Source organism: Amaricoccus sp. (assembly GCF_017993425.1).
GTDB lineage: Bacteria > Pseudomonadota > Alphaproteobacteria > Rhodobacterales > Rhodobacteraceae > Amaricoccus.
The window spans coordinates 101165-121450 of the sequence record NZ_JAGOMQ010000002.1 but is presented as its reverse complement, the minus strand read 5'-3'; the positions used below and the strand labels follow the sequence as shown (position 1 = coordinate 121450).

Annotated in this window: 16 protein-coding genes; 9 read left to right on the top strand and 7 right to left on the bottom strand. The window is 74.6% G+C overall.

Annotated elements, in window-relative coordinates; translation table 11 throughout:
• Positions 1-35: 35 nt before the first annotated feature.
• Positions 36-521 carry a flavin reductase family protein gene (locus KBB57_RS01555; protein WP_290745727.1) on the bottom strand — a complete coding sequence of 162 codons (486 nt, stop codon included), beginning with the start codon at positions 519-521 and terminating at the stop codon, positions 36-38.
• Between the two features lie 68 nt (positions 522-589).
• Complete coding sequence (locus KBB57_RS01550) at positions 590-883, bottom strand: hypothetical protein (protein WP_290745724.1); 294 nt, start codon at positions 881-883, stop codon at positions 590-592.
• A gap of 175 nt (positions 884-1058) precedes the next feature.
• Here KBB57_RS01550 and KBB57_RS01545 point away from each other — a divergent pair, with 175 nt between their 5' ends.
• Genes KBB57_RS01545 through KBB57_RS01535 form a run of 3 tightly spaced genes read left to right on the top strand, consistent with a single transcriptional unit; the run spans position 1059 to position 5032 of the window.
• Complete coding sequence (locus tag KBB57_RS01545; RefSeq protein WP_290745721.1) at positions 1059-3458, top strand: transketolase; 2400 nt, start codon at positions 1059-1061, stop codon at positions 3456-3458.
• On the top strand, positions 3455-4255 hold the full coding sequence (locus KBB57_RS01540) for a creatininase family protein (protein ID WP_290745717.1): 801 nt from the start codon (positions 3455-3457) through the stop codon (positions 4253-4255). The genes KBB57_RS01545 and KBB57_RS01540 overlap by 4 nt, the downstream gene beginning before the upstream one ends.
• A gap of 3 nt (positions 4256-4258) precedes the next feature.
• Positions 4259-5032: an ABC transporter ATP-binding protein gene (locus KBB57_RS01535; RefSeq protein WP_367272644.1), complete on the top strand. Its 774-nt coding sequence runs from the start codon at positions 4259-4261 to the stop codon at positions 5030-5032.
• Positions 5033-5183: 151 nt separating this feature from the next.
• On the opposite strand, the gene KBB57_RS01530 is transcribed toward KBB57_RS01535, so the two are convergent.
• Complete coding sequence (locus KBB57_RS01530) at positions 5184-5750, bottom strand: gamma-glutamylcyclotransferase (protein ID WP_290745714.1); 567 nt, start codon at positions 5748-5750, stop codon at positions 5184-5186.
• A gap of 57 nt (positions 5751-5807) precedes the next feature.
• On the opposite strand from KBB57_RS01530, the gene KBB57_RS01525 reads away from it, so the two are divergent.
• The 6 genes from KBB57_RS01525 to KBB57_RS01500 all read left to right on the top strand — a co-directional run bounded on the left by KBB57_RS01525 (position 5808) and on the right by KBB57_RS01500 (position 13233).
• The gene (locus KBB57_RS01525; RefSeq protein WP_290745711.1) at positions 5808-6824 is read left to right on the top strand and encodes a DUF2125 domain-containing protein; all 1017 of its coding nucleotides are present in this window, start codon (positions 5808-5810) and stop codon (positions 6822-6824) included.
• Positions 6821-7954, top strand: coding sequence for an aminotransferase class V-fold PLP-dependent enzyme (locus KBB57_RS01520; RefSeq protein WP_290745709.1), 1134 nt, complete (start codon positions 6821-6823; stop codon positions 7952-7954). The genes KBB57_RS01525 and KBB57_RS01520 overlap by 4 nt, the downstream gene beginning before the upstream one ends.
• Before the next feature lie 287 nt (positions 7955-8241).
• The gene (locus tag KBB57_RS01515) at positions 8242-9237 is read left to right on the top strand and encodes an HlyD family efflux transporter periplasmic adaptor subunit (protein ID WP_290745706.1); all 996 of its coding nucleotides are present in this window, start codon (positions 8242-8244) and stop codon (positions 9235-9237) included.
• Entirely contained in the window at positions 9234-10982 is a 1749-nt protein-coding gene (locus KBB57_RS01510) for an ATP-binding cassette domain-containing protein (protein ID WP_290745703.1), read from the top strand. Before KBB57_RS01515 ends, KBB57_RS01510 begins: the two co-directional genes overlap by 4 nt.
• Positions 10979-12121: an ABC transporter permease gene (locus tag KBB57_RS01505; RefSeq protein WP_290745700.1), complete on the top strand. Its 1143-nt coding sequence runs from the start codon at positions 10979-10981 to the stop codon at positions 12119-12121. The genes KBB57_RS01510 and KBB57_RS01505 overlap by 4 nt, the downstream gene beginning before the upstream one ends.
• Positions 12121-13233, top strand: coding sequence for an ABC transporter permease (locus tag KBB57_RS01500; protein ID WP_290745697.1), 1113 nt, complete (start codon positions 12121-12123; stop codon positions 13231-13233). The genes KBB57_RS01505 and KBB57_RS01500 overlap by 1 nt, the downstream gene beginning before the upstream one ends.
• Positions 13234-13246: 13 nt before the next feature.
• Here the strand turns inward: KBB57_RS01500 and KBB57_RS01495 are convergent, their stop codons facing one another.
• The 4 genes from KBB57_RS01495 to KBB57_RS01480 are packed head-to-tail and all read right to left on the bottom strand — an operon-like array spanning position 13247 to position 20027.
• On the bottom strand, positions 13247-15322 hold the full coding sequence (locus KBB57_RS01495; protein ID WP_290745694.1) for a hypothetical protein: 2076 nt from the start codon (positions 15320-15322) through the stop codon (positions 13247-13249).
• 1 nt (position 15323) lies between these two features.
• The gene (locus tag KBB57_RS01490; protein ID WP_290745691.1) at positions 15324-18089 is read right to left on the bottom strand and encodes a DUF4159 domain-containing protein; all 2766 of its coding nucleotides are present in this window, start codon (positions 18087-18089) and stop codon (positions 15324-15326) included.
• A 10-nt stretch (positions 18090-18099) separates the two neighbouring features.
• Positions 18100-19023 (bottom strand): DUF58 domain-containing protein, encoded by a 924-nt coding sequence (locus tag KBB57_RS01485; protein WP_290745688.1) that lies wholly within the window; start codon positions 19021-19023, stop codon positions 18100-18102.
• The gene (locus tag KBB57_RS01480) at positions 19020-20027 is read right to left on the bottom strand and encodes a MoxR family ATPase (protein WP_290745685.1); all 1008 of its coding nucleotides are present in this window, start codon (positions 20025-20027) and stop codon (positions 19020-19022) included. The genes KBB57_RS01485 and KBB57_RS01480 overlap by 4 nt, the downstream gene beginning before the upstream one ends.
• Between the last annotated feature and the right edge of the window lie 259 nt (positions 20028-20286).

Here is a 20286-nt window from a genome sequence, read left to right as displayed (position 1 = left end):
TCGGGCGTCGGCTGACGCGACCCCGGGCGCCGGTTTCAGAGCTTTGCGCCCTGCCCCGCGAAGCCGCGATACTGCCCCCGGTGGAAGAGCAGCGGCGGACGGTCGGCGGCGGCGAGGCGGCGGACCTCGCCGACGCAGATCAGGTGGTCGCCGCCGTCGAAGCGGGCGGCGTGGAAGCACTCGAAGCGCGCCGCGCAGCCGTCGAGGAGCGGCGCGTCGCCGAGGCCGGGCGTCCAGGGGGCGCCCTCGGCCCAGGGCCGGGAGGCGAAGGCGACGGCGAGGTCGCGCTGGTCCTCGGCGAGGACGTGGACGGCGAAATGCGTGGCCGCCTCGAAGGCGCGGAAGCGGCTCGACCGCCGCGCCGGCGACCACAGCACCAGCGGCGGGTCGAGCGACAGCGAGGCGAAGCTGTTGGCGGTGATGCCGAGCGGGCCGGAGGCGGCCATCGTGGTGACGACGGTCACGCCGGTCGCGAACCGCCCGAGCGCGTCGCGCAGCTCCCGCTCGCTGAAATCGGCCACGCCGCCCTCCCGCCCTTGCGTCCGGGTTCTCTAGGCCGCGTGGCCGCCGCTGTCGACCGGCGGAAGGCTCAGCCCTTGCCGAGGATCTTGCCGGCGATCCCGGTCAGCGCCCCGCCGCCGACGACGGCGCCGACGATCTGGACGATGAGCTGGCCCATGTCGAGCGAGCCCGCCGCCGCCGGGTCGACGGTCCCCGAGCCGAAGAGCGCCCCGAGGATCGAGCCGCCGGCCACGCCGCCGATCGCCCCGGACAGGAGCTTCGGCAGCACCGCCATGCCCACGGTCTTGACCATCTGCCCGGCGATGCCGCCGCCGACCATGCCGGCCACGGCCTGGACGATGATCGCCACGATCCCTTCCATCGCGTATCTCCCCTCGCGCGTCATGGTTTTCGCGCGCCCGAGCATACGCCGGCCCCGGCGCCTGTCCAGCGTGACGCGGGGGGCGCGCAGGACGGCGGACAAAGCGTTTGAACCCCGCGCCCCGCTGTGCTTGTCTCGGCGCGGCGCCGCGGGCGCCCGATCCGGGAGACCGCCCATGACCGACCGCCGGCGCATCGCCCCGGAGCTGGAGGCCCTGAGCGCCAAGGCGCTGTGGCTCGCCTGCTGGATGATCCACAACGCCAACCACCTGCGGCCCAACCCCGACGGGCTGAAGGTGGGCGGCCATCAGGCGAGCTCGGCCTCGATGGTCGAGCTGATGTGCGGGCTCTACTTCCGGGCGCTGCGGCCCGAGGACCGCGTCGCGGTCAAGCCCCATGCCGGGCCGGTGTTCCACGCGATCCAGTACCTGCTCGGCGCGCAGACCCGGGAGAAGCTCGAGGCGTTCCGCGGCTGGGGCGGCGCGCAGTCCTATCCGTCGCGCACCAAGGACAGCGACGACGTCGATTTCTCGACCGGCTCGGTGGGCCTCGGGGTGGCGATCACCGCCTTCGCGAGCCTGATCCAGGACTACGTGCGCGCCCGCGGCTGGGCCGAGGGGCCGGAGGGGCGGATGATCGCCTTCGTCGGCGACGCCGAGCTCGACGAGGGCAACATCTACGAATGCCTTCAGGAGGGCTGGAAGCACGGCCTGCGCAATTGCTGGTGGATCATCGACTACAACCGCCAGAGCCTCGACGGGGTGGTGCGCGAGGGGTTGTCGGGGCGGATCCGCGGCATCTTCGAGGCCTTCGGCTGGGACGTGCTGACGCTGAAATACGGCGCCCTGCAGCGCGCCGCCTTCGAGGAGCCGGGCGGCGCGCGGCTGCGCGCGTGGATCGACGCCTGCCCGAACCCGCTCTATTCGGCGCTGACCTACCAGGGCGGCGCGGCGTGGCGGGCGCGGCTGATGGACGAGATCGGCGACCAGGGCGCGCTGACGGCGCTCCTCGACCGCCGCTCCGACGCGGAGCTGGCGCGGCTGATGGAGAACCTCGGCGGGCATTGCCCGGAGACGATCGCCGAGGCCTACGACCGCGCCGCGGCCGACGACCGGCCGAAGGCGATCCTCGCCTATACGGTCAAGGGCTACGGCACGCCGCTCGCCGGCCACAAGGACAACCATGCCGGGCTGATGACGCCGGCGCAGATGGCGGAGCTGCAGGCGCGGCTGCGGGTGCGGCCGGGGCACGAATGGGACCGGTTCGAGGGGCTCGACCTCGCGCCGGAGCGGTTGCAGGCCTTCCTCGACGCCGTGCCCTTCGCGCAGGGCGGGAAGCGGCGGCGGCGGGCGGAGCGGCTGCCGGCGCCGGCGCTTGCGCCGCCCTCGGAGGCGACGACCTCGACGCAGGCGGCCTTCGGGCGGGTGATGGACGCGCTCGCCAAGGCGGGCGGGCCGCTCGCCGACCATGTGGTGACCACCTCGCCCGACGTGACCGTCTCGACGAACCTCGGGCCGTGGGTGAACCGGCGCGGGCTGTTCGCGCGGGCGGACATTCCCGACACCTTCCGCGACGAGCGCATCCCCTCGGCGCAGAAGTGGCGGTTCTCGCCGCAGGGCCAGCACATCGAGCTCGGCATCGCCGAGATGAACCTGTTCCTGCTGCTCGGGGCCGCCGGGCTGTCGCAGTCGCTGTTCGGGGCGCGGCTGATCCCGGTCGGCACGCTCTACGACCCGTTCATCGCCCGCGGCCTCGATGCGCTGAACTACGCCTGCTACCAGGACGCGCGGTTCCTGCTGGTCGCCACGCCCTCGGGCGTCTCGCTCGCCGGCGAGGGCGGCGCGCACCAGTCGATCGGCACGCCGCTGATCGGGATGAGCCAGGACGGGATCGCCGCCTTCGAGCCGGCCTTCGCCGACGAGCTTTCCATCGTCATGGACTGGGCCTTCGACTACCTGCAGCGCGACGCCGCGGGCCACGCCGACCTGACCGACGAGCGCACGTGGCTGCGCGACGAGAGCGGCGGGTCGGTCTACCTGCGCCTCTCCACCCGGCAGCTGGAGCAGCCGCGGCGCGACCCGGCGGCGATCCGGCAGGGGGTGATCGACGGGGCCTACTGGCTGCGCGAGCCGGGGCCGAACTGCGAGGTGGTTCTCGCCTATCAGGGCGTGCTCGCTGCCGAGGCGATCGCGGCGGCGGGGATGGCCGCCGAGGGCAGGCGCGACGTCGGCGTCCTCGCCGTCACCTCGGCGGACCGGCTGAACGCCGGCTGGCAGGCGGCGCAGCGCGCCCGGTCGCGCGGGCGCGACGCGACGAGCCATGTCGAGCGGCTGCTCGGCCGCCTGCCCCGGCATTGCACGCTGATCACCGCAATCGACGGGCATCCGGCGACGCTGAGCTGGCTCGGCGCCGTGGCGGGACACCGCACCGCGGGGCTCGGGGTCGAGCATTTCGGGCAGACCGGGACGGTGACGGACCTCTACCGGCACTACGGGGTGGATCGCGGCTCGATCCTCGCGATGATCGAGGCGCTGTCGCCGGGGCGGCCGCTCCGCGCGGTGGGGGACGGGGCATGAAGCGGTTCTGGGCGGACTACACCTCCTACGACTTCGCGCGGATGGGGCGGACCAACATGGTCGCCGTCCTGCCGGTCGCGGCGATCGAGCAGCACGGGCCGCACCTGCCGCTCTCGGTCGATCGCGACATCCTCGAGGGGCTGATCGCGGCGACGCTGCCGAAGCTCGCCGACGACCTGCCGGTGGTGTTCCTGCCGACGCAGGCGATCGGCAAGTCCGACGAGCACGCGCGCTATCCCGGAACGCTGACCATCGACGCCGGGACGCTGATCCGCGCCTGGTGCGAGATCGGCGGGGCGGTGGCGGCGGCGGGGGTGAAGCGGCTGGTCATCCTCAACTCCCATGGCGGGCAGATGTCGGTCGTCGACATCGTCGCGCGCGAGCTGCGCATCCGCCACGACATGATCGCGGTGGGGGCGAACTGGTTCGGGCTGGGGCTGCCCGAGGGCGTGATCTCCGACCACGAGCGCCGGCACGGCATCCATGCCGGCGAGATGGAGACGGCGATGATGCTGGCGCTGCACCCCGAGAAGGTCGAGATGGAGCGCGCCCGCAACTTCGAGTCGCTCTCCGACCGGCTGGAGCGCAACTTCGCCCGGCTCGGCATCGGCCCGGGCGCGCGCATCGGCTGGCAGTCGCAGGACCTGAACCCGGCCGGCGCGGTCGGCGACGCGGCGGCGGCGACGGCGGAGACGGGGCGGGCGGTGATCGAGCATGTCGCGACCGCGCTCGCCGAGCTCTTCGCCGACGTGCACCGCTTCCCGGTGTCGCTCCTGCACAACCCGACGGAGCTCTGAGCCTTGGGCCGTCCGCTCATCCGCATGGACCGGGTGCGGAAGCAGTTCGGCGGCGGCACGCTCGCCGTCGCCGACATGAGCGTGACCATCGGCGAGGGCGACTTCGTGGCGCTGCTCGGGCCCTCGGGCTGCGGCAAGTCGACGGCGCTCCGGATGATCGCGGGGCTCTTGCCGGTCACCGCGGGCACGATCGCCATCGAGCCGGGGAGCGGCGGCTCGGAGCAGGACCTCGGCTTCGTCTTCCAGGAGCCGACGCTGATGCCCTGGGCGAGCGTCTTCGACAACGTCTGGCTGCCGCTCCGCCTCGCCGGCCGCTCGCGGGCCGAGGTGGCGCAGCGGGTGACGGACGCGCTTTCCGAGGTGGGTCTGTCGCGGTTTGCAGCGGCTTATCCGCGCGAGCTCTCGGGCGGCATGAAGATGCGGGTCTCCATCGCCCGGGCGCTGGTCACCCGGCCGCGCATCCTGCTGATGGACGAGCCCTTCGCGGCGCTCGACGAGATGACGCGGATGAAGCTCAACAACGACGTGCTGCGGCTCTGGGCCGAGCATGGTCTGACGGTGGTCTTCGTCACCCATTCGGTGTTCGAGTCGGTCTATCTCGCCAACCGCGTCCTCGTCATGGCCGCCCGCCCCGGCCGCGTCGTCGCCGACCTGGCGGTGACCGCCCCCTGGCCGCGCGACGACGCCTTCCGCGCCGACCCCTCCTACGTGGCGCAGGCGGCCCACGTCTCCGATACGCTCCGCGCCACCCTCGACAGCGCGGGGGTGGATCACTGACCGACGGTCCGCCTCCCCCCGCCGCCGCCGGCCTTGCGGCCGCCGCCGCCGGGCGGACCCGGGCGCCGCGTCGACGTCCCGCCGGCTCCACCGTCGCGCCCGCGGCGCGCTGCGCGGTGGCGCGGGCGGCGCCGTCTCCCGGCCCCGGGGGTCAGTCGCGCGGCAGGCGGACCAGCTCGGCGAGGCGCGAGAGGTCGGGGTCGTCGATGCCGAGCGCGGCGAGGCTCGCGATCGTGTTCATCAGGTACTCGACGTTCGGCCCCATCGGCCCGACGGCGCGGGCGATCACCGCCGCCTGCTCGTCGAGGCCGAGGCCGCCGCGGTATTGCGGATGCGCGCGGTTGGTCACGTAGGCGAGCGCCTCGACCTCGCGGCCGTCGTCGAGACGCACCGGCAGGCGCATCTCGTCGTAGGCGTAGGAGACCAGCTCGCGCTCGCGGAGATAGGCGACCACCGCCTCGGCCCGCGCCGCCTCGACCCGGTAGGCGAGCCCCGCGCAGCGGCCGCCCGCTTCGGCGTCGAGCGCGAGGACGAGGCCGGGGGCCTCCGGCGTGCCGCGGTAGTGGATCGAGGTCATGCAGAACGCCCGCCGCCAGCCCTGAAGCGTCGCGGGCCGGCGCTCGGCGAAGTCGAAGCCCGGCCGCCACAGCAGCGAGCCGTAGGCGAAGACCCAGACGCCCTCGGAGGCGGTCGGGTCGGAGGGGGCGGCGTCGGGCAAGCGGCGGCTCCTCTTCCGGGCTTGCGCTCGGCCCGGCGGTCGGCGAGGAGGTAGGCCATGCGCAAGCTCTACGCAATGCTCGGGGTCATCGTCGCGGCCATCCTCGGCTGGACCGCGTGGTGGTTCTTCATCGCCACCGCCAAGGACCGCGCGCTGGAGGCCTGGCTCGCCGCCCGCCGCGCCGACGGCTGGGTGGCCGAGGCCGCCGCGATCGACGTCGGCGGCTTCCCCTACCGCGTCGACACCACGATCCGCGACCTCGAGCTCGCCAATCCCGAGGGCGGCTGGAGCTGGAAGGCGCCGGAGTTCCAGTTCACCGCGCTCGCCTACCAGCCGAACCACCTGATCGCCTTCTGGCCGCCGGAGCAGACCGTCTCCACGCCGTTCGGCGCGACGCAGGTCACCTCGCAGACCCTGCGCGGCTCGGTGATCTTCCAGCCGAACCCCCGGCTCGGCCTGCGCCGCGCCACGATCGAGCTGAAGGACGTCGTGCTCGCCGGGGCGCAGGGCTGGCGGGTCGGGCTCGCCGACGGCATCCTGGCGCTGCGCGAGGCCGAGGCGCCGGACGCGCCGCCCAACGCCTACGACGTCGCGCTCGACGCGCACGGCGTCACGCCGCCCGCGGCGATCGCGCGGAGCATCGCCTCGGGCGTGCTGGCCGAGCGCATCGACGCGGTGAGCTTCGAGGCGACCGCGGTCTTCGACCGCCCGCTCGACCGCGAGGCGGTCGAGGGCGCGCGGCCGTCGATCGAGCGGCTGGTCATCGACGACGCGGTCTTCGCCTGGGGCCGGCTCGACCTGCGCGCCCATGGCGCGCTCGTCGCCGATGCGGACGGCCTGGCCGAGGGGCGCATCGACCTCCGGGCGCGCAACTGGCGCGAGATGGTCGACATCGCCGAGCGCTCCGGCGCGCTCTCCCCGGGCGTCGCGAGCGCGCTCCAGGGCGGGCTCGGGCTGATCGCCCGCCTCGGCGGCGATCGCAACTCGATCGACGCGGCGCTCGACTTCGCCGGCGGCTCGGTGCGGCTCGGGCCGATCCCGCTCGGCCCGGCGCCGCGGCTCGCCGCGCGATGATCCCGAGCCAGCGCGCGCTCTTCGACCTGCCGCGCGAGGTCGCCTACCTCAACTGCGCCTATATCGGGCCGATGCTCGCCGAGGCGGTCGAGGCCGGCCGCGCCGCGCTCGCCCGCAAGGCCCGGCCCTGGACGATCCGCCCGGCCGACTTCCACGCCGAGACCGAGGCGCTGCGCCCGCTCTTCGCCCGGGTGATCGGCGCGGACGCCGAGGGCGTCGCGCTCGTGCCCTCGGCGAGCTACGCCATCGCCACCGCGGCGCTCAACCTGCCGCTCGCCCCGGGCCGCAGCATCGTGCTGGCGGCCGAGCAGTTCCCGTCCAATGTCCATCCCTGGCGGCGCGCCGCCGCGGCCGCGGGGGCGGAGATCGTCACCGCCCGCCCCGGCCCGGACGGCGACCTGACCGCGGCGCTCCTCGCCGCCATCGACGCGCGCACCGCGATCGTCGCCTGCGCGCAGTGCCGCTGGACGGACGGGGCGCTGGTCGACCTCGTGCGGGTCGGCGCGGCGGCGCGCGCCGTCGGCGCGGCGCTGGTCCTCGACCTCACCCAGTCCGCCGGCGCGCTCCCCTTCGACGCCGCCGCGGTCCGGCCCGACTTCGTCGCCGCGGCGGCCTACAAGTGGCTGCTCGGCCCCTACGCCACCGGGTTCCTGTGGGTCGCGCCGCATCGCCGCGAGGGCCGCGCGCTGGAGGAGACCTGGCTCGGCCGCGCCGGCTCGGAGAACTTCGCGCGCCTCGTCGACTACCGCGACGACCACCGCCCGGGCGCGCGGCGCTTCGACATGGGCGAGGCCCCGAACTTCGCCCTGCTGCCGCCGCTCCGCGTCGGGCTGGAGCGCATCCTCGCCTGGGACGTGTCGGCGATCCAGGCGACGCTCGCGGCGCGCACCGCGGCGATCGCCGACCGCGCCGCCGGCCTCGGCCTCCTCGCCTCGGACCCGGGCCTGCGCGCCGGGCACTTCCTCGGCCTTCGCTTCCCCGAGGGCCCGCCGCCCGACCTGCCCGACCGCCTCGCCGGGGCGCAGGTCCACGTCTCGCTGCGCGGCGACAGCCTGCGGGTCACCCCGCACCTCTACAACGACGACGCGGACGTCGACCGGCTGATCGAGGCGCTGGCGCAGGCGCTGTGACGCTCCCTCGCGGGCGCCCGCCTCCGGTCGATCACCGCGACAGGGGCTGCGGACTACCTTCCCGGCGACTCGCGGACCTCGACGGCGAGGACGGTCGGCAGGTGGCGGGCAACGGCGCCGGCCCGGCGTGCGGCTGTCGCCAATGTCCCGCGGCCCTCGCGATCACCGCCACCCTCGCCTTCGGCGGCCAGCTCCCGAGCGGCGAGGCGTAGAGACCGGCGCCGGTTCCGGGGTAGCATCGAGCCTCCCCGGACCGACCGAGTCGTCCCTCTCGCCGAGGTCTCGCATTGAAGAAGGCCCTGCCCCTCGTCCTCGTCGCCGCGCTGGCCCTGGCCGCCGGCTGGCAGTGGTGGTCGCACCGCCGGCCCGCCGAGGCCGGCGCGATCACCCTCTACGGCAACGTCGACATCCGCCAGGTCGCCCTCGCCTTCGACGGCAGCGGCCGGATCAGCGCGCTCGAGGTCGAGGAGGGCGACGCGGTGCGGGGCGGCGAGGTGATCGGCCGGCTCGACACCGAGGCGCTGCGGCTCCAGGCCAAGGCGCAGGAGGCGGCCGTCGAGGCGCAGCGCCAGTCGCTGCTCGAGCTGCGCGCCGGCTCGCGGCCGGAGGAGATCGCCCAGGCCCGCGCCACCCTCGCCGGCGCCCGGGCCGACGCGGCGCTCGCCGACCTCAACCGCGACCGCACCGCGCGCCTCGTCACCTCGGCGAGCAGCGCGGTCAGCCAGGTCGACATGGACCGCGCCGACGCGGCCTCGCAATCGGCGCGCGCGCAGGTCGACCACGCGGCCGCCGCCCTCGACCTCATGCTCGAAGGCCCCCGCGCCGAGGCGATCGCCGCGGCCGGGGCGCAGCTCCATGCGGCGGAGGCCGAGCTCGAGCTCCTGCGCTACCAGATCGGCCAGGGCGAGCTGCGCGCGCCCGGCGACGCGGTGATCCGCTCGCGCCTGCGCGAGCCCGGCGACATGGTGACGCCCGCCTCGCCGGTCTTCGCGCTCGCCCTGACCAAGCCGAAATGGGTCCGCGTCTTCGTGTCGGAGCCGGACCTCGGGCGGATCCGGCCCGGCATGACGGCCGAGGTGCTGACCGACAGCCGCCCGGAGCCGGTCCCGGGCAGGATCGGCTACATCTCGTCGGTGGCGGAGTTCACCCCGAAGCAGGTGCAGACCGAGGAGCTGCGCACCAGCCTCGTCTACGAGGTGCGCGTCCTCGTCGAGGACGCCGCCGACACGCTGCGGCTCGGCCAGCCGGTGACGGTGCGCATCCCGGTCGAGGCGGCCTCGTGAGCGAGCGGACGGTCGCGGCCGAGGGCCTGCGCAAGGTCTTCCACGACCGCGACCTCGGCGAGGTCACCGCGATCGACGGGCTCTCGCTCTCCGTCCGCAAGGGCGAGCTGACCGCGCTGGTCGGCCCCGACGGCGCCGGCAAGACCACGCTGATGCGGATGCTCGCGGGCCTGCTGCGGCCCGACGAAGGCAGCCTCTCGGTCCTCGGCGTCGACGTCGCCCGCGATCCGCAGACGGTGCAGGACCGGATCGGCTACATGCCGCAGCGCTTCGGCCTCTACGACGACCTGACCGTGCAGGAGAACCTCGACCTCTACGCCGACCTGCACGGGGTGCCGATGGCCGAGCGCCGCGAGCGCTTCGCCCGGATGCTGGCGATGACCGACCTCGCCCGCTTCACCGCGCGGCCGGCGGGCAAGCTCTCGGGCGGCATGAAGCAGAAGCTCGGCCTCGCCTGCACGCTGGTGCGCTCGCCCGACCTCCTCCTCCTCGACGAGCCGAGCGTCGGCGTCGATCCGCTGTCGCGGCGCGACCTCTGGGAGATCGTCCGGCAGCTCGTCGAGGGCGAGGGGCTGAGCGTCCTCGTCAGCACCGCCTACATGGACGAGGCCGAGCGCTGCGCGCAGGTCTTCGTCCTGCACCGCGGCCGCCTCCTCGCCGACGGCCCGCCCGCGGCGCTGCGGGCGCGGGCTGACGGCCTCACCTTCACCGCGACGCCGCCCGCGGACCAGCCGGCGCGCGAGCTGCAGGCCCGGCTGATCGACGCGCCGGCCCTCGTCGTCGACGCGGTCCCCCGGGGCGGCGCCGTCCGCTTCATCCGCCAGCCGGACGCCGACCCGGCCCGCCTCGCCTCGCTCCTCGGCGGCGCCCCCGTCGAGCCGCGGCCCGCGGAGCTCGAGGACGCCTTCATGATGCTCCTGCGCGCGCAGGCGGACGAGGCGCCCGCCGCGGCCCCGCCCGCCGCGCCCCCCGCCGGCGGGGCGGACGACGGCCGCCCCGTCATCGTCGTCCGCGACCTCGTCCGCACCTTCGGCGACTTCACCGCCGTCGCCAGCACCTCCTTCGAGGTCGCCCGCGGCGAGATCTTCGGGCTGCTCGGCCCGAACGGCGCCGGCAAGACCACGACCTTCCGAATGCTCTGCGGCCTGCTGCCCGCGACCAGCGGCACGCTCGAGGTCGCCGGGCGCAACCTCCGCACCGCGCGGGCCGCGGCGCGGGCGCGGATCGGCTACGTCGCCCAGAAGTTCGCGCTCTACGCCAACCTCTCGGTGCGCGAGAACCTGCAATTCTTCGGCGGCGCCTATGGCCTGCGCGGCCGGGCGCTCCGCGACCGCATCGCCGGAGTGGTCGCGCAGTTCGACCTCGACCCCGCGGCGCGGAGCGGCCTCCTGCCCGCCGGCTACAAGCAGCGGCTGGCCATGGCGACCGGCCTCCTGCACCGCCCCGAGATCCTCTTCCTCGACGAGCCGACCAGCGGCATCGACCCGCTCGCCCGCCGGAGCTTCTGGCGCACGATCACCGCGCTGGCGCAGGGCGGCGTCACCATCGTCGTCACCACCCACTTCATGGAGGAAGCGGAATACTGCGACCGCATCGCCATCCAGGACGCGGGCGAGATGCTGGCGATCGGCACGCCGCGCGAGGTCCGCGCCCTCGCGGGGGAGGACGGCGCCGCGGACATGGACAGCGCCTTCATCGCCATCGTCGAGGACGCCCGCGCGCGGCGCGAGCGGCAGGCGGCGTGACCGGCTCCGCGCCCCGGGCACCCGCCCTCCGCCGCCTCGTCGCGCTGACCCGCAAGGAGACGCGGCAGATGCTGCGCGACCGCTCGAACCTCGTCGTCGGCATCCTGCTGCCCGTGGTGATGATCCTGCTCTTCGGATACGGCCTCTCCTTCGACGTCACCGACGCGCGGGTGGCGGTGGTGATGGAGGAGAGCTCGGCCGCCGCCGTCAACGCGGTCGCCGGCCTCGTCGGGTCGGAATACATCACCCCGGTCTGGACCCGCTCCATGGTCGAGGCCGAGGGCCTCGTCCGCGCCGGCAAGGCCGACGCCATCCTGCGCGTCCCAGCCGACTTCATCCGCACCATCGCCGCCGGGCACGGCGAGCTGCAGCTGATCCTGAACGGCGTCGACTCGAACACCGCCCAGGCGATCGAGGGCTACGCGCAGAGCGCGGTGATGACCGCCCTCCAGCATCAGGCCGACCGCCAGGGCGACCCGCCCACCGCCTCCGCCAGCGTCGAGATCGTCCAGCGCATGTGGTTCAACGAGGCGAACGACTCGACCTGGTTCCTCGTCCCCGGCCTGATCGTGCTGGTCGCCACGCTGATCGGCGCCTTCCTGACCTCGCTCCTCATCGCCCGCGAATGGGAGCGCGGCACGCTTGAATCGCTCTTCGTCACCCCCGCCCGCCCGATGGAGATCGTGCTGGCGAAGCTCGCCCCCTACCTCGTCGTCGGCGCCGTCGACATCGCGCTCTGCCTCCTCGCCGCGCGCTTCGTCTTCGACGTGCCGATCCGCGGCTCGCTGCCGATCATCGTCGCCTCGTCGATGCTCTACCTGCTCGTCTCGCTGGCGCTCGGCCTCGTCATCTCCGGCGTCACCCGCAACCAGTTCGCCGCGAGCCAGATGGCGCTCCTCGCCAGCTTCATGCCGGCGATGATGCTGTCGGGCTTCGTCTTCGACCTGCGCAACGTGCCGGTAGCGGTGCAGGTGGTGAGCCACGTCCTGCCCGCCACCTACTTCATGGGCCTGATCAAGACCCTGTTCATGGCCGGCGACTACTGGCCGCAGATCCTGCGCGCCAACGCCGCGCTCGCCGCCTACGCGATCGCGCTGATCCTCGTCGCCCGGCGGACGCTCGCCAAGCGGCTCGACTGATGCAGGCGGCGCTCCTCTTCGTCTCGCAGACGCTGGCGCTGATCCGCAAGGAGTTGCTCGCGCTCCTCAAGGACCCGGCGAACCGCACCCTCCTTTTCGCGCCGGCGCTGATCCAGGCGCTGCTCTTCGGCTACGGCGCCACCTTCGACCTCACCCACGCCCCCTACGCCGTCCTCGACCAGAGCGGCGGGGCGGCGTCGCGCGACATCCTCGCGCGGATCGACGGCACCGGCGTCTTCGAGCGGATCGCGACGCTCGACGGCGCCGGCCAGATCGCCCCGCAGATCGACAGCGGCGCGGCGCTCCTCGTCGTGGTCTTCCCGCCCGACTTCGAGGCCCGCCTCGCCGCCGGGTCGGCCGCGCCGATGCAGGTGATCCTCGACGGCCGCAACTCCGCCACCGCCGGCGCCGCCTCGGCGCAGGTCGGCGCCATCGTCACCGCCTACAACGCCGGGCTCGGGTCCGCGTCGCCGGTGACGATCGTGCGGCGGGCGTGGTTCAACCCGAACTACGAGTCGCGCTGGAACCTGATGCCCGCGATGATCGCCTCGCTCTCGATGCTGCAAACGCTGATGATCGCCGCCCTCTCGGTCGCCCGCGAGCGCGAGCAGGGCACCTTCGACCAGCTCCTCGTCACGCCGTTGCGCCCCACCCAGATCCTGATCGGCAAGGCGCTCCCGGCCATCCTCGTCGGGCTCGTCCAGTCGACGATCATCTTCCTGATCATCCTCTTCTGGTTCCGCATCCCGATGAACGGCTCGGTGCCGCTCCTCTACCTCGGCCTCCTCGTCTTCACCGCGGCCGCGGTGGGCATCGGCCTCTCCATCTCGGCCGTGGCGCTCACCATGCAACAGGCGATGCTCTACACCTTCATGCTGATCATGCCGCTGATGCTGCTCTCCGGCCTGCTGACCCCGGTGCGCAACATGCCGTGGGCATTGCAGGTCGCCACCTACGCCAATCCGCTGCGCTTCGGCATCGACACGGTGCGGCGCGTCTACCTCGAGGGCGCGAGCTTCGCCGACGTCGCCCCGAACTTCGTGCCGCTGCTGGCGACGGCCGCGGTCACCCTGCCCCTCGCCGGCTGGCTCTTCCGCCACCGCCTCGGCTGACGAAGGCCGCCGCTCAGCGTCCCTCGACCCGCCAGGCGGCGAAGGCGAAGCCGCCGGCGAGGAGCAGCATCAGCCAGCCGGGGGCGAGGCTCACCTGCCTTATATCGCGCAGCTGGTAGGCCTCGCGGTCGGCGAGGCCGATCCAGCCGCGGCCCTCGGCCACCCTGCCCTCGCGCACCAGCCGGACGCCCGGCAGCCCGTCCTCCAGCCGCTTCGCGCCGCCGCCCGTCGCCGCGACGAGCGCCGCCAGCGGCGCCGGGGTCGAGACCGGATCGGCGAACTCGCGCGGCGCCCGTGGCCCGACCACCGCCACCGCGGAGATGTCGCCGTTCACCAGCCGCCATACGCCGTTCTCCTCCGCCGGCAGCCGGCCCTCCCAGCGCCCGGGCGCCACCTCGGTCATCGCCACCCGCGCCGTCTCGCCGGAGGGGCTCGTCACCTCGGTCTCGCCGATCTCCCCGGCCAGCGTGCGGCGGCTGATCAGCAGGTCCTCGTCGCGGCGGACGCCGGACAGCGTCTCCTCCTCGAGCTCCGGCTCCTTCATCAGCCAGTGCGCCAGCCGGCGCAGCAGCTCCGCCTGCGGGCCGCCGCCCTCGAAGCCGCGGCTCCAGAGCCAGGCCTGGTCGGAGGAGAGCGCCGCGACCCGCCCCTCGCCCTCGCGGGCGAGCACCAGCAGCGGCCGCCCCTCCGGCCCCTCCATCACCGCGGTCCCGGTCTTCGCCTCGACCTCGGCCATGCGGAACCAGCGGCCCCAGCCCGGCGTGCCGTCCGCCTCCGGCGGGTGCGGCGCATGGGCCTCGAGCCCCGCGGTCACCGGGTGGCGGGCGCCCACCTCGCTGACGAGCGGCTTGAAGCCCTCCTCGAAGACATGCCCGGTCGGCGTCACCGGCAGCACCGCGTTCAGCGGCGAGCGTGCGAGGCTGTCCGCCCCGGCGATCTCCTCGCCCGAGGAGACCAGCAGCGCGCCGCCGTCGCGGACATAGCGGACGATGTTCTCGAAGTAGTTGTTCGGCAGGATGCCGCGCCGGCGGTAGCGGTCGAAGATGATCAGGTCGAACTCGTCGACCTTCTCCATGAACAGCTCCTGCGTCGGGAAGGCGATCAGCGAGAGCTCGAACACCGGCACGAAGTCCTGCTTGTCCGGCGGCCGCAGGATGGTGAAATGCACGAGATCGACCCCGCTGTCCGACTTCAGCAGGTTCCGCCAGGTGCGCTCGCCCGGATACGGCTCGCCGGAGACGAGCAGCACCCGCAGCCGGTCGCGCACCCCGTTGATCGACACGATCGCCGCGTTGTTGCGGTCGGTCAGCTCGCCCGCCACCGCCGGCGTCGCGATCTCCAGCACGTTCGCCCCGCCGCGGTTCAGCGTCACCGGCAGCGTCACGCTCTCGCCCACCGGCACGTCGAAGCGCAGCGGCGCGCCGCCGTCGAGCGAGATCAGCAGCGGCGCCTCGCCCGAAGCGGGCGGCGCCGCGCCGAGGTCCTCGACCCGCAGGCGCAGCTCCACCGGCTCGCCGACGATGGCGAAGGCGGGCGCCGTCTCGACCACGACCCGGCGGTCCCAGTCCTCCGCCGACCCGGTCAGCAGCTCATGCACCGGCCCCGGAAAGGCGGTCAGCGCCTCGGGATCATGCGCCTGCCCGTCGGTGATCAGGATCGCCCCGGCGATGCGGTCGGGCGGCAGGCCCGCCGCCGCCTCGGCCAGCGCGCCGGCGATCAGGGAGCCCTCGTCGCCGTGGTCGGCGACATGCACCACCCTCGTCTCCAGCCGCCCGCCCTCGCCGAGCCGCTCCAGCGCCGCCTCGACCCCCGCAAGCGCCTCCGCCGTCTGCTCCGGCCGTCCGTCGATGCGGTTCGAGGCGCTGTCGTCGACGACGACGACCGCGATGCTCGACACCGGCGCCCGGTCCTCGTCGCGCAGCGACGGGTTCGCCAGCGCGACCAGCAGCGTCGCCGCCGCGAGCGCCCGCAGCCACCAGCCGCCGAGGCCCCGCCACAGCGCCAGCCCGACCACGACGAGCGACGCCGCCGCCAGCACGGCCAGCGCCGCCCAGGGCAGATGCGGGTCGAAGGCGATCGTCTGCCCCACGCTACTGCCCCAGCCGGTCGAGCAGCGCCGGCACGTGGACCTGGTCGGATTTGTAGTTGCCGGTCATCACATACATGATCAGGTTCACCCCGAACCTCAGCGCCATCTCGCGCTGGCGCTCGCCCGAGATGCCGCGGCCGACCGGGAACATCGGCTGGCCGTCCTCGCCCACCGCCCAGGCCGAGGCCCAGTCGTTGCCGCCGATCACCACCGGCGACACCCCGTCGTTGAGGTTGCGGAACGGCAGGCCCTCGACCTCCTCGGCGTTGGTCGCCGCCTCGACCCAGACCGGCGCGCCCATGTAGCGGCCGGGGAAATCCTGCAACAGGTAGAACGTCCGCGTCAGCACGTGGTCGGCCGGCGCCGGCTCCAGCGGCGGCACGTCGAGCCGCAGCGCGATGCGCTGGAGCACGCGACCGTTCGGCGTCGAGGTCCCGAGCTCGCCGCCGAGCTGCGCGTCCTGCGTGTCGAAGAGGATCATGCCGCCGAGCCGCATGAAGTCGTTGAGCTTGGCGTAGGCCTCCGCCGAGGGGGTCGCCTGCCCCTCGACGATCGGCCAGTAGAGGAACGGGAACAGCGCCAGCTCGTCGGTCTCGAGGTTCACCGCCACCGGCTCGCCCGGCTCGACCGCGGTGCGCGAGAACAGCGCCTCGCCGAGCCCGACCAGCCCCGCCCGGCTGACCGCGTCCACCCGGGCGTTGCCGGTCTCCACATAGGCGAGCACCGTCTCGTTGGCCGCCCGCATCGCCTCGGCGTCGGAGGTCTGCGCGAGCCCCGCCACGGGCAGGAGCAGCGCCAGCCCCGCCAGCACGGCCGCGGCCCGCGCCGCCCGCCCGAACCGCCCGGACAGCGCCAGCGTCGCCAGCACGTCGACCGCGAGCAGCCCGAGCGCCAGCGCCAGCAGCCACGGCGCGAGCGGCGTCTCGCGCGGCCGCTCCAGCGCCTCGACCACCACCTCCGCCGGCAGCGGCGCGAGCGGCGCCAGCGTCGCCCCGGCGCGCAGCACGTTGAGCGCCGCCCGGCGGTCGCCGTTGGCGTAGACGCCCGGCGGCATGTCCTCCGACGGCGGCTCCGCCGCCAGCCGCGCGCCGTCGACGCCCGCGATCAGCGTCGGCGTCTCGACGTCGCCGAAGCCGTTCAGCACCGCGACCGGCGTCCACACCGCGCCGTCGAGCGCCGCCGACCCGCCCGCAAGGCCGCCCGCGCTCTGGGTCAGCCGCTCCAGCATCCGCACGAAGAGGCCCGAGAGCGGCAGGTTCGACCAGTCGGCGTTGGCGGTGACGTGGAAGAGCACCACCCGCCCCTTGCCGAGCGGCGCGCCGGTGACGAGCGGCGTCCCGTCCTCGAGGCTCGCCAGCACCCGCTCCGGCAGGTCCGGGTCGGGCTGCGCCATCACCTGCGCGGTGATGTCGACGTCCTCCGGCACCTCCAGCCCGACGAAGGGGCTCTTCTCCGGGAAGGGCTGCAACGCCCGCGGCGCGCCCCAGGACATCGCCCCGCCCACGCTCCGCCCGCCGGCGCGCAGCCGCACCGGCAGCAGCGGATCGGACTCGAGCTGGCCGGCGCCCGAGGCGGCGAGCCGCGGCCCGGCGAAGCGGATCAGCAGCCCGCCCGCCTCCACCCATTCCGTCAGCGCCGCCCGCTCGTCCTCGCCGAGCGCGCCGACGTCGGCGAGCACCAGCACGTCCGGCGCCGCGGCCAGCATGTCCGAGAGCGGCGCCTCGATCAGCTCGGCGAAGGGCGAGAGCGCGTTCCTCAGGTAATGCATCGGGTCGATCAGCTCCTGCGCCTCGCCGCCCGCGCGCCCGGCCATCAGCCCCACCTTGCGCCGCCGCACGCTGTCGTCGGCGAGCGCCACGCCCCCGGCCGAGCGCCCCTCGGTCAGCGCCAGCCGCTCGACGCGGTTGCGCAGCTCGACCGGCAGGTCGAAGGCGAGATCGACACTGGTCGCGTCCGCCGCGAGCACCCCCGTCGCCGCCCCCAGCGCCCGCTCGATCCCGTTCGGATCCGGCCCGATCGCCGCCGCGCCGACGGGCCGCTCCGCGCCGGCCGCCGGCCGCACCGCCGTCACGATCAGCGCGCCGCCGTCGAGCCGCGGCGGGGTCAGCGCCACCACGTCCGCCCGCGGCTCCACCACCGTCACCGGCCCGCGGTCGAGCAGCGCCGCGGCCAAAGCCGCCTCGCCGCCGTCACTGACCCCGTCGGTCAGCCACAGCGTCTCGAAACCCTCACCCTCCAGCCCGGCGATCCACTCGGCCCAGGCCGCCCGGTCCGGCCCCCAGGCCCGCGGCGCGAGCCCGGCGAGCCGCCCGATCCAATCCTGCGCCGGCCGGAGCGGCAGCGCCGCCTCCGCCGGCGGGCGCATGGCCAGCGACACCACCGCCGCCGGCCGGCCGTCCCGCCCGGCGTCGTCGAGCGCCGCCGCGATCCGGCTCGCCCGCGCCGTCCAGTCCGGTGCATCGCCCCAGCCGCCGTCGACGACGACGAGAAGCGGCCCCCCCGCCCCGCCGCGCTCCGGGTTCAGCACCGGCTCGGCGAAGGCGACGAAGGCGGCGGCGAGCGCCGCCATGCGCAGGAGCAGCAGCCACCACGGCGTCCGCTCCGGCACCCGCTCCGGGTCGCGCAGCCCGAGCAGCAGCCGCACCCCGGGAAACCGCCGCAGCGCCGGCGCCGGCGGCACGGCGCGGAGCAGCCACCACAGCACCGGCAAGGCGACGAGCGCCGCCAGCAGCCAGGGCGCGAGGAACGCGATCGGGCCGATCGTCATCGCCCCCGCCTCACCCGTCGCCGATCGCCATGTAGAGCCAGAGCAGCGCCGCCCGCGGGCTCTCGCTGGTGCGGTGCGGATAGAACCGCCAGCCGAACCGCGCCGCCAGCGCCCGCAGCTCCGCCCGCCGGGCCGCCAGCCGCTCGCGATACGCCTCCTGCAACGCCCGCGCCCGCTGCGTCTCGAACCGCGAGCCGCCGCCCATGCTCTCGAAGATCAGCCGCCCGTCGAAGGGGAACGCCTCCTCGCTCTGGTCGAGCACCTGCACGAAGACGCCGCGCACGCCCTGGTCCGCGGCATGGGCCATCGGCCCGGCCAACCCGTCCAGATCGCCGAGGAAATCCGACAGGAACACCGCCCGCCCGCCGCGCGCCAGCCGGTCCGCCGGCGGCGCGCCATAATCCGGGCGGTCGTCGCGAAACGCGCCCCCGAGCGTCAGCGCCATGCGGTTCAGCTGCGCCCGCCCCGGCTGCGGCTGCGCCGCGTCGGTGCCCATCAGCGCCACCCGCTCGCCGCCCTTGATGAGCAGGACGGAGAGCGCCAGCGACAAGAGCGCCGCCCGCTCGAACTTCGAGCGCGCCTTGGCGTCGTCGGAATCGCGGTAGTCCATGGCCAGCGCGTCGTCGACCCAGAACGAGACGGTCTGCGCCGCCTCCCACTCCATCTCGCGGATGAACTGCTGGTCCGACTTGCCCGACCGCCGCCAGTCGACCGCCGAGCGCGCGTCCCCCGGCATCGCCTGCCGGTACTGCCAGAAATTCTCGCCGTGCCCGGCCCGCCTCCGGCCATGGAAGCCCATGGCGACCGAGGCGGCCAGATGCTCCGCCTCGGCGAGGAGCGGCGGCAGCGCGCCCGCGACCTTCTCCGCGTCGCGCCTCAGCCCGACCGGCCCCTGCGGCTTGTGACGTCCGCGCAGGGGCGCGGGAGCGATCACGCGGCGGCCTCCAGGCCCATGACGTCGCCGACGAGGCGCGAGATCAGGTCGCCCAGCGTCTGCCCCTCGGCCCGCGCCGCGAAGCCGAGCGCCATGCGATGGATCAGCACCGGATGGGCGAGCGCCGCCACGTCGTCGAGGTCCGGCACCAGCCGGCCCCGCACCAGCGCGCGGGCGCGGATGGCGAGCGCCAGCGCCTGCGCGGCGCGGGGACCCGGCCCCCAGCTCACCGCGTCGCGCACCGCGGGATGCGCGTCGTCCGTCCCGGGCCGCGCCGCCCGCACCAGGTCGAGGATGCGGTCGAGCACCGCCTCGCCGACCGGCAACCGCCGGATCAGCCGCTGCGCCGCCATCAGGCTCGCGGTGTCGAGCACCGGCTCGGCGGTGGCCTCGTCGACGCCGGTGGTCGAGAGCACGATCTCGCGCTCCTCGTCGCGGCTCGGGTAATCGACGTCGATCTGCAGCAGGAACCGGTCGAGCTGCGCCTCGGGCAGCGGATAGGTGCCCTCCTGCTCGATCGGGTTCTGCGTCGCCAGCACATGGAACGGCCGCGGCAGCAGCCGCCGCTGGCCGGCGACCGAGACCTCCTTCTCCTGCATCGCCTGGAGGAGCGCCGACTGGGTGCGCGGGCTCGCCCGGTTGATCTCGTCGGCCATCAGGAGCTGGCAGAAGATCGGCCCGTCGATGAACTTGAACGCCCGGCTGCCGTCGGCGCCGGTCTCCAGCACCTCGGCCCCGAGGATGTCGGCCGGCATCAGGTCGGGGGTGAACTGCACCCGGTTGGCGCTGAGCCCGAGCACCGTGCCGAGCGTCTCCACGAGCCGCGTCTTGGCGAGCCCCGGCGCGCCGACGAGGAGGCCGTGCCCGCCGCACAGGATGGCGATCAGCGTCTGCTCGACGACGTTCTCCTGCCCGACGATGCGCCGCGCGATCATCTCGCGCGTGCGCGCCAGCCGCGCGCCGGTCGCCTCGATCTCCGCCACCAGCCCGTCGGCGTCCGTCATGCGCTCCACCTCCTACGCGCGGGGCCGCCGCCCGCCCGGGACCGGCCGCCGCCAACCCGGCGAGCATCGCCCGGATGCAGGAATGCAGCAATGCCCAAGCGCGTCACAATCCCGGCGCCGCAGCAATTGCGCCCTCCATGTGGCGCCGCAGCAATGCCCGCCGCCCCCGATCGCCGCCTGGACCCCGGCCCCTCTGCGCGCGCCCCTTGCGCCAGCCGGACACCCTGCCGGTCCACGCGCCGCCGGGACCCCGGCCCCG